We start from the raw sequence: 12,598 nt of genomic DNA, 5'->3' as shown, positions 1-12,598 counted from the left end.
CGTAATGCCTTCCTCGCACCGGATGCGGGATTACCGTGCAGGGGTGTCCGTCCACCCGTCTGGGGTCCTCGCGCGCACCACACGCCGGGTGCCGGTGCTGCTGCGCTGCTGTCATGTGGAGCCGGCGCTCGCGGTGACCGTGTTCGCGACGGCCCTGGCCGTGGCGGCCGGCCGTGGCCGGGCGGGGTCGGCGGCGGTGGCCGCGGCGGTGCTGGCCGGGCAGCTCTCGATCGGCTGGTGCAACGACGCGGCCGACGCACAGCGCGACACGGCCTGTGCCCGCACCGACAAGCCGCTGGCCACCGGGGAGCTGGCGCCGCGGGCCGCGGCGGTCGCGGCCGGGGCGGCGCTGGTGGTGAGCGTGCCGCTGTCCCTGCTGAGCGGCGTCGCCGCGGGGGCGGCGAACCTGGCGGTGGTCGCCTCGGGCTGGGCGTACAACCTCCGGCTCAAGCACACGCTGCTCTCCCCTCTGCCGTATGCGGTGGCCTTCGGCTCCCTGCCGGCCTTCGTCACCCTCGGTCTGCCCGCCCCGTCCTGGCCGGCCTGGTGGGCCGTGACCGCCGGGGCGCTGCTGGGCGTGGGCGCGCACCTGGTGAACGTCCTTCCGGACATCGACGACGACCTCGCCACCGGAGTGCGCGGGCTGCCGCAGCGGCTGGGCCCGCGGGCCTGCCGCCGGCTGGCGCCCTTCGTCATGCTGACGGCCGTGGGCGTGGTCGTCGCGGGACCGCCGGGGGCGGTGACGGCGTCGGGCCGGGTGCTGGCGGCCACGGCCGGGGCGGTGGCGGTCGCGGGCACGGCCCTGCCCCCGCGGACGGCCCCGGGCCGCCGGCCCTTCCGTGCCGCGCTCGCGGTGGCGGGTCTGGCGGTGGCCCAACTGCTGCTGGGAGGCGCGGACATCGCGGGACGTGGGTGAGGTGTCGCGGGGCGCGGTGACACGCACCCGGGACAGGGGTGAGGCACCGCGGGACAGGGCGCGGGGGCCGGGCCGGGACCCGGAACCGGGGCCCGCCGGCCGGCGCCCGCCCCCGCCGGCAGCGGTTGCCGGAGGGCGAAGGGCCCCCGCGGCTGGTGCGATGCCGCTCCCATGTGGTTACCTACGTCCATGACCATGCTCGTGACGCGCCGCCACGTCGACTACGTGCGTGTCACCACCATGCGTTGTCCCGCCGCGAGCTGAGTCCGCGCTCCGGCCTTTCGTTTCACCCCTTTCCCACCGCACCGCGCTGAACGCCGCCCTTTTCCGGGCCCGGCTCGCAGCCCCGCGGCATCCGCGCCTACGCGCATCCCCTCACCCCCTCACCCCCTCACCGCGAGCATCTCCGCATCCGCACAAGGGAGCACCACCATGAGTCAGCCCGTCGACTCGGTCACCGCCGGCCACACCCCCGAGGACGGCTCCGCCGGTCCCGACACCTCCGCCTGGTCCTTCGAGACCAAGCAGATCCACGCGGGCTCCGTGCCCGACCCGGCGACCGGCGCCCGGGCCACGCCCATCTACCAGACGACGTCGTTCGTGTTCCGGGACACCCGGCACGCCGCCGACCTGTTCGCGCTGGCCGAGCCCGGCAACATCTACACCCGGATCCACAATCCCACCCAGGACGTCTTCGAGCAGCGCATCGCCGCACTGGAGGGCGGGGTCGCCGCCGTGGCGCTCTCCTCCGGGCAGGCGGCGGAGACGCTGGCGATCCTGACGCTGGCCGGCGCCGGCGACCACATCGTCTCCAGTACGTCGCTGTACGGCGGCACGTACAACCTGCTCCGGCACACGCTCCCCCGGTTCGGCGTCGAGGTGTCCTTCGTCGACGACCCGGACGACCTCGAGGCGTGGCGGGCGGCGATCCGGCCGGACACCAAGGCACTGTTCGCGGAGACCCTCGGCAACCCGCGCGGCAACGTGCTCGACGTGCGGGGCGTCGCGGACGTCGCCCACGCGGCCGGGCTGCCGCTGATCGTGGACAACACGGTGCCGACTCCCTATCTGCTGCGGCCCGTCGAGCACGGCGCGGACATCGTGGTGCACTCGGCGACCAAGTTCCTGGGCGGGCACGGCACGACCATTGCGGGCGTGGTCGTCGACGGCGGAACCTTCGACTTCGGGGCGCACCCCGAGCGGTTCGCGGACTTCTCCGAGCCCGATCCCAGTTACCACGGGCTGCGGTACTGGCCCGCTCTGGGCCCCGGCGCGTTCGCGGTCAAGCTCCGTGTGCAGCTGCTCCGCGACCTCGGGCCGGCCCTCTCCCCGCACTCCGCCTTCCTGCTGCTGCAGGGCGTGGAGACGCTCAGCCTGCGGATCGAACGGCACTCCGCCAACGCCCGGGCCCTGGCCGAGTGGCTGGAGCAGCGGGACGAGGTGGCCGCCGTGCACTACCCCGGGCTGGCGAGCAGCAGGTGGTACGAGGCGGGGCGGAAGTACCTGCCCCGGGGCGCGGGGGCCGTGGTCTCCTTCGAACTGCGGGACGGTGTGGAGGCCGGCAAGCGGTTCGTGGACGCGGTCGAGCTGTTCAGCCACCTCGCCAACATCGGTGACGTGCGCAGCCTCATCATCCACCCGGCCTCCACCACCAACAGCCAGCTCGACGAGGCGCAGTTGGCGGCCACCGGCGCCTCCCCGGGGCTGGTGCGGCTGTCGGTCGGCCTCGAGAACCTCGCCGACCTCAAGGCCGATCTGGAAGCGGGCTTCCGCGCGGCGAAGGGCGCGTCCTGAACACCGTGCCGGCCCCCACCGCGGCTCCCCTCCCGCCGGCCACCGGGGCCTGGCGGGAGGGGGACCCGCCCGGGCGCCGCCAGTGGTACGAGCGCACCGCGGCGCTTCCCCTGGAGGCGGGGGGCGAACTCCCCGGTGTGCGGCTGGCGTTCGAGACGTGGGGGCGGCTCGCCCCGGACCGCTCCAACGCGGTCCTCGTGCTGCACGCGCTGACCGGCGACAGCCACGCGGCCGGCGCCGCGGAGCCGGGCCACCCCTCCCCCGGCTGGTGGGACGGGCTCGTCGGCCCGGGGCGCGCCCTCGACACCGACCGCTGGTTCGTCGTGGCCCCGAACGTGCTCGGCGGCTGCCAGGGCAGCACCGGGCCGTCGTCGCCGGCCCCGGACGGACGCCGCTGGGGCGGCCGGTTCCCCTTCCTGACACCGCGTGACCAGGTGGCGGCCGAGGCGGGCCTGGCCGACGCCCTCGGCATCGAGCGCTGGGCGCTGGTGGCCGGCGGGTCGATGGGCGGGATGCGGGCGCTGGAATGGGCCGTGTCGTACCCGGAACGCACGGGGGCGCTGCTGGTGCTCGCCGCGTCGGCGGCGGCGAGCGCGGAGCAGATCGCGTGGGCGAACGTCCAGCTCCACGCCATCCGCGGCGACCCGCACTGGCGTGGCGGCGACTACCACGACGCCGGGCCCGGACTCGGCCCGCACGCGGGGCTCGGCCTGGCCCGCCGCATCGCCCACGTCACCTACCGCAGCGAAGCGGAGCTGCACGTGCGCTTCGGGCGCGCGCCGCAGGACACGGAGGAGCCGTGGCACGGCGGCCGGTACCAGGTCGAGTCCTATCTCGACCACCACGCCGCCAAGCTGGTACGCCGCTTCGACGCGGGCAGCTACGTCACGCTCACCCAGGCCATGAACAGTCACGACCTCGGCCGTGGGCGCGGCGGCACGCGGGCCGCCCTGAGCCGGGTGACGGCCCGGACGCTCGTCGCCGGTGTCGACTCCGACCGCCTCTTTCCCCTGTCCCAGCAGGGCGAGTTGGCCGCCGGTATCCCCGACGCGGACGGCCTGCGGGTCGTGAAGTCCCCGTACGGGCACGACGGCTTCCTCGTCGAGGTGGAGCAAGTCGCCGCACTGGTACGGGAACTGGTCGGGTAGGCGGGCCCACCTGGGGCCCGCCCCCCGTCCGGCGCGACAAGGTGTCCTGTCTCGAGGTCTCGAGGTCTCGAGGTCTCGAGGGGAGTTGCCGTTCGGGCCGGCGCGCGTCGTCCGTCAGTCGGTTCCCAGCGCGGCGCGCAGGACGGACGTGGCCTGGGTGACGGCCGCCCGCGCGGCCTGGGTCTCGCTGAGCGCGTCGAGCAGCATGAAGTCGTGCACGGTGCCGTCGTAACGCACGGTGGTCACCGGGACCCCGGCCGAGCGCAGCTTGGCGGCGTAGGCCTCGCCCTCGTCGCGCAGCACATCGGCCTCGTCGACGCACAGATAGGCGGGCGGCAGGCCGGCGACCTGCGCGGTGTCGGCCCGGTTCGGCGACGCGGTGATCTCGGCGCGCTGTGCCGGGTCGGTGGTGTAGGCGTCCCAGAACCACTCCATCGCCTTGCGGGTGAGGTAATAGCCGGTGGCGAACTCCTCGTAGGAGGCGGTGTCCATCGCCGCGTCGGTGACCGGGTAGTACATCGAGTGCTGCACGAAGGTGACATCGCCCCGCTCCTTGGCCATCAGGGCCAGCGCGGCCGTCATGTTGCCTCCGACCGATTCCCCGGCCACCGCCATACGGCCGGCGTCCAGGCCCTTGGACGCCCCGTCGCGGGTGACCCAGCGGGCCGTGGCGTAGCCCTGTTCGATCGCGGTCGGGTAGCGGGCCTCGGGTGAGTTCGGGTACTCCACGAACGCGAGCGCCGCCCGGGAGCCGACCGCGAGTTCGCGTACGAGCCGGTCATGGGTGGCGGCGTTCCCCAGGACCCAGCCTCCACCGTGCATGTACACGATGACGGGCAGCGTGCCCGTGGCGCCCTCGGGCCTGATGATCCGTACGCGTACGTCCCCGGACCCGGACCCGGAGCGGGACTCCGGCCCGGCGGGGACGGTGATCCACTCCTCGTCGACCGGGAGCTTGCGGACCGGACCGGACTGCGCGTCCTCGAGCACCTTCCGGGCATCGGCCGGCGTCATCTCGTAGAGGAACGGCGGCTTGGAGAACGCGTCGGCGAGTTGCTGGGCGGCCGGCTCGAGGACGACGGGGCTGGCAGAGGTCATGAGGGTGCTCCTCGGCGAGACATGGCACGGGAGCCTGGGCCGCGAACGGGCGGCGCCCGGCGGGCGCCCGGCCGTCGCGCACCCCTTCTCCCGGCCGATGAGGCGGTCCGGCCCGGTACCCGGCCGCCGTCCGCCTCCGCGTCAGTGACCCCTGGGTTCACGACGTTAGACCCGCCCCGGCACCGGCACAATTCCGCGGACGCGGGCCCCCCGTGGACGGCGTCCGGCGCCTCCCACGGACGTCCCGGACCCGTTCACACTGACGTCCCGCACCCGTGCCGGACGGCCAGCAGGGCCACGTCGTCGTCGTTGTCCTGGGGGCGCGCCCGTGCCAGCAGCTCGTCGACGAAGGACTCCAGGGGGCGGTGGGCCAGTAGCGCGGCGTTGCGGCGCAGGCGCTCCAGGCCATCGTCCAGGGCGTGGGTGCGGGACTCGACGAGGCCGTCGGTGTAGAGCAGCAGGGTCGCCCCGGGCGGCAGTTCCGCCGTCGCGTCGGGGCGGGACCGCTCGGGGGCGACCCCGAGCAGGATTCCGTGGCCGTCGGTCAGATGCCGGGCCGTCCCCTGCCGGGTGACCAGCAGGGGAGGCGGATGGCCTGCGTTGGTCCAGGACAGCTCGCAGCGGCCCGCGCCGTCGTCGGTCAGGCGGGCGAAGACCAGCGTGGCCAGCGGGACCTCCGCGATGTCCGGGGTCGCCCGGTCGAGGCATTCCACGATCCTGCTCGGCGGCTTCTGCTGGGCGAGGGCGTAGGCGCGGAGCATGTTGCGCAGCTGGGCCATGCCGGCCGCCGCCTCCAAGTCGTGGCCGACGACGTCGCCGACGGCGAGGGCGGTGGCGCCGTCCGGCAGGGTGAAGGCGTCGTACCAGTCGCCGCCGACCTGTGAGGCGTCCGGCGCGGGCGCGTAGCGGGCGGTCATGCCGCGGCCGGGCGAACGGGGCAGCTTCGGCAGCAGATGGCGCTGCATGGTCTCGGCGACCTTGCGCTGGCGCTGGAAGAGGCGGGCGTTGTCCAGGGCCAGACCGGCACGTCGGCCGATGTCCTCCAGCAGGGCGATGTCGGCCGGGGTGAACCGCTCGGGCTGGTCGGCGCGGCCGAGGGTGAGGGCGCCCAGGACGTCACGCGGGCTGCGGAGCGGGACCACGATCGCCGCGTGCACGCCCGTCGCCTCGAACAGCCTCCGCTGCTCCGCCGCGATGCCCGAGTCGGGCGGCCCCTGGTAGGTCTCCGGGCCGGCGCGGGAGGACGCGACGCCGCGCAGGGCCCGCGCCAGGGGCATCGGGGACCCCTCCGGCACCGGTGGCATCGGCCCTTGGAGATCCTCCCGGAACAGCACGGTTCCGCCCTCGGCGTGGGCGACGGCGAAGCGCCGTACCTCGTCCCGGTCGCCGAGGAGGTCGATGACGGCCCAGTCGGCCAGGCGCGGCACCAGCAGGCCGGCCAGACGACGCAGCGCCCTGTGGATGTCCAGGGTGGAGAAGAGCAGGGTGGTGCTCTCGGTGAGCAGCTCCAGCCGCTCCAGTTCCGTCAGCCGTCCGCCGGACGGTGAGCGCCGGGCATGCCGTTCGGGGCATCCGGGATCTCCGGGATCTCTGGGGCTTCCGGAATCTTCGGGGCTTCCGGGATCGGGATCGCTGGGGCTTCCGGGATCTCTGGGGCTTCCCGTGGGGTGGAACAGCACGAGTGTGGCCGACGGCCGCAGGCCGGTGTCGCAAGGAGTGGCCATCCACGCCACGGGCAGCAGTGTGCCGTCGCCGCGCTCGAGCCAGTCACCGCCGCCGTGGTCGGTGCGGCCGGCGAGGATGCTCTCCCTCATCCGGCACTGGGCCCGCGGTACGGGCTGCCCGCGGCTGTCGCGGTGCAGCAGGTCGTGGGCGTCCTGGCCGACCAGGCCGGAGGCGGGACGGCCCAGAAGCTGTGCGCCGCGCGCGTTCACGGCGACGATCGAGCCCTGTTCGTCGGCCAGGTAGGCGCCCGCGTCCAAGGCGTCCAGGGCTCTGGCAACCGCCCCCTGGGAACCGCCCGAGCCCGTCATGGCCGGCCTCCCGTCACCGGAGAGAAGACGCCTCGGCCACCCTTCCCGTTGCGGGTTCCCCCCAGGGCGTGGCCGATGCCCGCGGCGGGAGACGACGCCACCGCCGCGGCCCGGCCTGCCCCGGCGGCCGGACCGGGCAGCGGGACCGGGCAGCCGGTCCGCCTGCGCGGTCCGGGCGGCGGGCCCGGGTGTGCGGTCCGGGCGGCCGGTACGCGCGTGCGGTCCGGGCGGCGGTTGCACGCGTGCGGGCGGACCGTACGGCACCGTGTGCGGGAGGACCACTCACCACCGTGCCGGGCGGGTCCCGGGGCCGCGGGTCGCGGGCGGTGGCGAGACGGCCCGTGCGGGCTGAGAGACTGGTGCAATGGACATCCTTCGCAGGAACCACGTGACCGTCACCGGCAACCCGAACGGGCCGGCGGTGGTTCTGGCCCATGGCTTCGGCTGTGACCAGAACATGTGGCGGCTCACGGTTCCGGCACTGGCCGAGGACTACCGGGTCGTCCTGTTCGACTACGTGGGATCGGGCCGCTCCGACCCCTCGGCCTTCTCGGAGAGCCGCTACTCCTCGCTGGACGGCTACGCCCGGGACGTCGCCGAGGTCTGCGAGGCGCTCGACCTGCGCGACGCGGCGTTCGTGGGGCACTCGGTCAGCGCGATGATCGGCGTGCTGGCCGCCGGCCTGGCCCCGGAGCGGATCGGCGCGCTGGTGATGGTCGCCCCGTCCCCGCGCTACATCGACGACGACGGCTACCGCGGCGGATTCAGCGGCGAGGACATCGACGAGCTGCTGGCGTCGCTGGAGGCGAACTACCTCGGCTGGTCGGCGACGATGGCTCCGCTGATCATGGGCAACGCCGACCGGCCCGAGCTCGGCCAGGAACTGCGCAACAGCTTCTGCGCCACCGACCCGGACATGGCGCGCGTCTTCGCCCGCACCACGTTCCTGTCCGACTCGCGGGACGACCTCAAGGGCGTGCGGGTGCCGACGCTGATCCTGGAGTGCACCCAGGACGTCATCGCCCCCCGCGAGGTCGGCGCCTTCGTCCACACGGCGATTCCCGGCTCCACGCTCGTCACCCTCGACGCCACCGGGCACTGCCCGCACCTGTCCGCGGCCGGGGCCACCAACGAGGCGATCACCGCCTTCCTGGCAGGCCTGCGATGATGTGCCGCGGCGGCCGGCAGCCCGACCCGCGGGACGCCGACGACGACAGGGCCGCGGGGGCTGCGTTCGCCGCGCTGCTGGAGGACAGCGCCGAGGAGCTGTACGAGAACGCCCCGTGCGGATACCTGTCCACGCTGATGGACGGCACCGTCGCCAAGATGAACACCACCCTGCTGGGCTGGCTGGGCCTGGACCGGGAGGCCGTGCTGGGCCGGATGAGGTTCACCGACCTGCTGACCGTGGGCGGCAGGCTGTACCACGAGACCCACTTCGCGCCCCTGCTGCGGATGCAGGGCGAGATCAGCGGCATAGCCCTGGAGCTCAAGCAGGCCGACGGCGGCCGGATGCCGGTGCTGGTCTCCTCCGTCGTCAAGCACGGCACCACCGGGGAGCCGCTGCTGATCCGCACCACCGTCTTCGACGCCCGGGACCGCCGCGCCTACGAGGAGGAGCTCCTGCGCCGCCGGAAGGCGGCCGAGGAGGCGCACCGGCAGGCTGAGGCCGACCGGGCCCGGCTGCAGGAAGCGCTCGCCGTGCTCCAGCAGTCGCTGCTGCCGCACGCCCTGCCGCACGTCCCCGGCGTGGAGACGGCCGCCCACTACCACACCGCCTCCCCCGACCGGCTCGGCGGCGACTTCTACGACGTCTTCCCCGTCGACGGCAAGCGCTGCGCCTTCTTCCTCGGCGACGTGTGCGGCAAAGGCCCGCAGGCGGCCGCGGTCACCTCGCTGACCCGTTACACGCTGCGCGCCGCCGCCCTGCACGACCCCGATCCGCTGTCCGCCCTGTCGACCCTGAACAAGGTCCTGCACGAGCGCTACGCGAGCGGCGGCGACCCCCGCTACTGCACCACGATCTTCGGCACCCTGGAACCCGGCCCCGCGGCCGGACGGATCACCGTCCACCTGGCCTCGGGCGGTCATCCTCCGGCCGTGGTCCTGCGGGCCGACGGCACGGCGGGCTTCCTGCCCACGCCCGGGGGCCTGCTGGTCGGCGTCCTGCCGTCCGCGCAGTTCACCGGCGCCACGACCGTGCTCGGCCCGGGCGACACCCTCCTGCTCTACACCGACGGGCTCACCGAGGCCCGCACCGGTAAGGACCGTACGCAGCTGTACGGGGACGAAGGGCTGCTCGAGTTCGCCACCGGCCACGCCGGCGACAGCGCCCCCGCCCTCGTCCAGGCCCTGAAGGGGCTGCTGAACGGCTTCGGCGACGGCCTCGACGACGACACCGCCCTGCTCGCCCTCGGCGTCCCGGCCGCCGACCCCACCACCACGCACGGATCATGAGCCCACTGAAGATCACCACTCAGGATGCCGCGACGGGTCCCGTGCTGGCCGTCTCCGGCGCACTCGACTACGCCAACGCCGCCGAGCTGCGGGAACTGATCACCGCACTCGACCTGCGACCCGGGCAGCGCCTGGTTCTGGACCTGGCGGGGATGGAGTTCTGCGACTCCAGCGGCATCACCGCCCTGATCGCCGCCCGCGCCCACGCCCAGGCGGCGCGGGCGGACATCGCCCTCGCCTCCGTACCGGCGCGTACGATGCGCACCCTGCGGATCGTCGGACTGGACCAGATCTTCACCATCCATCCCGACACCGAGACCGCTGTCCGCTCCTGACGTCCGGTCGCGCACAGGCCGGCACGGACGCCGCGGGACCGGCGGAAGGGCGGGAGGCGCGGGGAAACGGGAGGCGCGTCGGAGCGGGAGGCGACGTGGAAGCGGGAGGCGACGTGGAAGCGGTGGGTGGCGTGGAAGCGGTGGGTGGCGTGGACGCCATGAGGATCGCGGGCATCGAGACCGCCAGGCTCAGTCTCGTCCCGCTGGCCGTGGAGCACGCGGACGAGATGGCCGAGGTGCTCTCGGACCCCGCCCTCCACCGCTTCACCGGGGGCGTGCCGTTGGCAGCGCAGGCTCTGCGGGCCCGCTACGCCCGTCTGGTGGCCGGCTCACCCGACCCGTCCGGCACCTGGTGGAACTGGGTGATCCGGCTCCGTGCGGAGGACGCCCTGACCGGAACGGTGCAGGCGACCCTCGGCTCCGGCGGGCGCGGCCCCGCGGCCGAGGTCGCCTGGGTGGTGGGCACCCCGTGGCAGGGGCGCGGCATCGCCTCTGAGGCGGCCCGGGCACTGGTGGCGTGGCTGCGGGAGCAGGGCGTGCGCGTGATCCGCGCCCACATCCATCCCGACCACCACGCGTCCGCCGCGGTGGCCGCCGCCGCAGGACTGGCCCCCACCGGTCACCGGCACGAGGGCGAGATCAGATGGGAGCTCGCACCGGAGCGCCCCGGCCACGGGTGAGGCGTACGACGGGCGCCCCGCCCGGCCGCCACACCGCCACCGCGCCAGCCCCGCCCGGCCGCCACACCGCCACCGCCCCGGCCGCCACGCCGTCACGGTGTGCGGCCGCCGGACGGCCCTGAGCGGCCGGCCGAGGTGAAGGCCTCCCAGTCGGCGCGGCCGCCCGCCCCGAGGACCCCGGTGTCCGCTCCCCGCACCGAAGCGGTGAGCGTGCGCATCTCGCGCCGGGCGATACGGGCCACCAGCGGGGGGAACAACGGCCGCAGCGGCCGGCACCAGCGCAGCCACGGCGGCGCGTACACGTGGTGGGCGCGGTGGACGACACCGGTGGCGAGCCGGCGGGCCACCTGCTCGGGGGGATGGACGCGCCGGGCGAAGGCGGGCTGGTGGCCGCGCAGGGCGCGCAGTACGGGGTGGTCGTCGATGCCGGCGATCATGTCGGTGCCGGTCCAGTGCAGATAGGCGATGCCGACGGTGACGCCCTGGGGCTCGACCTCGGCGCGCAGCGCCTGGGCGAAGGACTCGGCACCGGCCTTGGAGGCGCAGTAGGCGCTCATCAGGGGCGCCGCGCCGAAGGCCGCGGTCGAGGCGATCTGCAGGAAGTAGCCGCGGGTGCTGACGAGCTGGGGCAGGAAGGCCCTCGCGGTGTTCGCGGACCCCACCAGGTTCACGTCGATCACGCGCTGCCAGAGGCCGGCCTCGGTCTGGGTGAACGGCCCGCCGGCGGCGATGCCCGCGTTGGCCACCACCACACTGGCCGGTCCGAACTCCGCGGCCACCCGGCGCGCCGCCTCGCCCAGCCCGGCGGGATCGGTGACGTCCACTTCGACACACGTGCTGGGGCACGGCAGGCGGGCGGCCGCCCGGCGCAGGGTCTCCTCCTCGCGGCCGAGGAGCGCGACGTGCATGCCCATCGCCGAAAGCCGCCGGGTGAGGGCCTCGCCGACTCCCCTGGCCGCACCGGTGACGACGGCGACCCGTCCCGCCAGTCGTGCCTCCGCGTCCTCGACGGCGGTCGCCCTCGCACTCGCGGCTCGCATGTCCGGCTCCTTCCCGGCCTTCAGGGCCCCGACCTCGGGCCCCGGCCCTCCAGACCCCGGCGCCCCGGGCCGCCCGCGCCGTACCGGCGCGCTCGCCGTACCGGCTCTTCCACGATCACCCCGCTACCGGCCACGCGCGACCAGAAGGGCCCCGGCGGGGTCCGCCATGAGCCGTGCGGGCCCCCGGGCGCCCGCCGGCAGGCGTCTCGGCGGGGCGGGCCCAGGCGGGGACATCGGCCACTCCCCCGTCGCGCTGCCGGGTATCGCCGCGCCGGACGACGCTTAGCTCACGCGAGCCGGGTACTCGCCCGCCGAAGCGATCGACACAAAAACGGACAAACGCTGGAGGTGATGGGCATGGCGACCGCTCCTCGGTCCGACATGGCGACCCATCCTGACATCATCGCGATGCGCGAGCGCCACGAGATGGCCGAGCGCACCGCGAGCACTCCCAAGGCCCAGGCCATCGAGACCCTGGCCCTGCTGACCGGGCTCTATCTCGCGGCTTCGCCGTGGATCACCGGCTTCAACGGCCTGTCCACCCTGACGGTCAACAACCTGATCATCGGCATCGCCTACGCGCTGCTCATGAGCGGCGGGTTCGGCCGGGCCTACGACCGGGTGCACAGCATGGCGTGGGCCGCCTGTGTGCTGGGTCTGTGGACCATCATCGCCCCGTGGGCCGTGGCCGGTGACGTCAGCACCACCAAGACCGTCGTCAACAACGTCATCGTCGGCGTGATAGCCCTGCTGCTGGCCCTCGTCGCCGCCTCGATCGGCAACGCGGCGGAGCACAGGGGCTCCTCCGGCCGTATGTCCGCACCGTACGGCGGAGGACGCGGCTGACACACCACACGCAGGGACGGCGCCCCGGCGACCGTGGCGAGGCCGTGAGGCCGCTCGCCGTGCCGGGGGCCGTCCTTTCGTATGCGGCAGGGTGAAGGGGTGGGCCGGGGCCGGCGAGAGGAAGGAACGAGAGGAAGGAAAAGGGGCGGGTACGGCCGGCGGTTTCTAGGAGTCGTCGCAACACGTGGTCGTGTTGATCAGGCCGCGAGCAGTTTATGCAGGCGCTCGGCTGGGGTTTCCCAGCCGAGCGT

General features: G+C 74.4%; 11 protein-coding genes. 8 read left to right on the top strand and 3 right to left on the bottom strand.

The window, feature by feature from the left end; translation table 11 throughout:
• Window positions 1-4 precede the first annotated feature (4 nt).
• From ACI2LW_RS25925 to ACI2LW_RS25915, 3 genes are all read left to right on the top strand, one after another.
• Window positions 5-916, top strand: coding sequence for a UbiA family prenyltransferase (locus ACI2LW_RS25925; protein ID WP_404733699.1), 912 nt, complete (start codon window positions 5-7; stop codon window positions 914-916).
• Window positions 917-1,348: 432 nt separating this feature from the next.
• Window positions 1,349-2,710, top strand: coding sequence for a bifunctional o-acetylhomoserine/o-acetylserine sulfhydrylase (locus ACI2LW_RS25920; protein WP_404733612.1), 1,362 nt, complete (start codon window positions 1,349-1,351; stop codon window positions 2,708-2,710).
• Window positions 2,707-3,858 carry a homoserine O-acetyltransferase gene (locus tag ACI2LW_RS25915; protein ID WP_404733698.1) on the top strand — a complete coding sequence of 384 codons (1,152 nt, stop codon included), beginning with the start codon at window positions 2,707-2,709 and terminating at the stop codon, window positions 3,856-3,858. Before ACI2LW_RS25920 ends, ACI2LW_RS25915 begins: the two co-directional genes overlap by 4 nt.
• A gap of 114 nt (window positions 3,859-3,972) precedes the next feature.
• Here ACI2LW_RS25915 and ACI2LW_RS25910 read toward each other — a convergent pair whose 3' ends face one another.
• Together ACI2LW_RS25910 and ACI2LW_RS25905 are read right to left on the bottom strand one after the other, a co-directional pair.
• Window positions 3,973-4,956, bottom strand: a complete 984-nt coding sequence (locus ACI2LW_RS25910) for an alpha/beta hydrolase (protein WP_404733611.1) — start codon at window positions 4,954-4,956, stop codon at window positions 3,973-3,975.
• Window positions 4,957-5,210: 254 nt separating this feature from the next.
• Entirely contained in the window at window positions 5,211-6,989 is a 1,779-nt protein-coding gene (locus ACI2LW_RS25905) for a SpoIIE family protein phosphatase (protein WP_404733610.1), read from the bottom strand.
• A 364-nt stretch (window positions 6,990-7,353) separates the two neighbouring features.
• Between ACI2LW_RS25905 and ACI2LW_RS25900 the strand changes: the two genes are divergently transcribed.
• From ACI2LW_RS25900 to ACI2LW_RS25885, 4 genes are all read left to right on the top strand, one after another.
• Entirely contained in the window at window positions 7,354-8,157 is an 804-nt protein-coding gene (locus ACI2LW_RS25900; protein ID WP_404733609.1) for an alpha/beta fold hydrolase, read from the top strand.
• Window positions 8,157-9,446 (top strand): PP2C family protein-serine/threonine phosphatase, encoded by a 1,290-nt coding sequence (locus tag ACI2LW_RS25895; RefSeq protein WP_404733697.1) that lies wholly within the window; start codon window positions 8,157-8,159, stop codon window positions 9,444-9,446. Before ACI2LW_RS25900 ends, ACI2LW_RS25895 begins: the two co-directional genes overlap by 1 nt.
• Complete coding sequence (locus ACI2LW_RS25890; protein ID WP_404733608.1) at window positions 9,443-9,781, top strand: STAS domain-containing protein; 339 nt, start codon at window positions 9,443-9,445, stop codon at window positions 9,779-9,781. Before ACI2LW_RS25895 ends, ACI2LW_RS25890 begins: the two co-directional genes overlap by 4 nt.
• A gap of 158 nt (window positions 9,782-9,939) precedes the next feature.
• Complete coding sequence (locus ACI2LW_RS25885; protein ID WP_404733696.1) at window positions 9,940-10,461, top strand: GNAT family N-acetyltransferase; 522 nt, start codon at window positions 9,940-9,942, stop codon at window positions 10,459-10,461.
• 92 nt (window positions 10,462-10,553) lie between these two features.
• On the opposite strand, the gene ACI2LW_RS25880 is transcribed toward ACI2LW_RS25885, so the two are convergent.
• The gene (locus ACI2LW_RS25880; protein ID WP_404733607.1) at window positions 10,554-11,501 is read right to left on the bottom strand and encodes an SDR family oxidoreductase; all 948 of its coding nucleotides are present in this window, start codon (window positions 11,499-11,501) and stop codon (window positions 10,554-10,556) included.
• Between the two features lie 357 nt (window positions 11,502-11,858).
• On the opposite strand from ACI2LW_RS25880, the gene ACI2LW_RS25875 reads away from it, so the two are divergent.
• Complete coding sequence (locus ACI2LW_RS25875; protein WP_404733606.1) at window positions 11,859-12,347, top strand: SPW repeat protein; 489 nt, start codon at window positions 11,859-11,861, stop codon at window positions 12,345-12,347.
• Window positions 12,348-12,598 lie beyond the last annotated feature (251 nt).

Source organism: Streptomyces sp. NPDC004065, assembly GCF_044903565.1.
GTDB lineage: Bacteria > Actinomycetota > Actinomycetes > Streptomycetales > Streptomycetaceae > Streptomyces.
The sequence above is the reverse complement of the archived record's forward strand: the minus strand, read 5'-3'. Positions and strand labels throughout refer to the sequence as shown.

Bases quoted from the DNA above. Each gene is read 5' to 3' on its own strand.
- ACI2LW_RS25885 (WP_404733696.1), top strand. From the start codon at position 9,940: ATGAGGATCGCGGGCATCGAGACCGCCAGGCTCAGTCTCGTCCCGCTG.
- ACI2LW_RS25910 (WP_404733611.1), bottom strand. From the start codon at position 4,956: ATGACCTCTGCCAGCCCCGTCGTCCTCGAGCCGGCCGCCCAGCAACTC.
- ACI2LW_RS25890 (WP_404733608.1), top strand. From the start codon at position 9,443: ATGAGCCCACTGAAGATCACCACTCAGGATGCCGCGACGGGTCCCGTG.
- ACI2LW_RS25895 (WP_404733697.1), top strand. From the start codon at position 8,157: ATGTGCCGCGGCGGCCGGCAGCCCGACCCGCGGGACGCCGACGACGAC.
- ACI2LW_RS25925 (WP_404733699.1), top strand. From the start codon at position 5: ATGCCTTCCTCGCACCGGATGCGGGATTACCGTGCAGGGGTGTCCGTC.
- ACI2LW_RS25880 (WP_404733607.1), bottom strand. From the start codon at position 11,501: ATGCGAGCCGCGAGTGCGAGGGCGACCGCCGTCGAGGACGCGGAGGCA.
- ACI2LW_RS25875 (WP_404733606.1), top strand. From the start codon at position 11,859: ATGGCGACCGCTCCTCGGTCCGACATGGCGACCCATCCTGACATCATC.
- ACI2LW_RS25900 (WP_404733609.1), top strand. From the start codon at position 7,354: ATGGACATCCTTCGCAGGAACCACGTGACCGTCACCGGCAACCCGAAC.
- ACI2LW_RS25905 (WP_404733610.1), bottom strand. From the start codon at position 6,989: ATGACGGGCTCGGGCGGTTCCCAGGGGGCGGTTGCCAGAGCCCTGGAC.
- ACI2LW_RS25920 (WP_404733612.1), top strand. From the start codon at position 1,349: ATGAGTCAGCCCGTCGACTCGGTCACCGCCGGCCACACCCCCGAGGAC.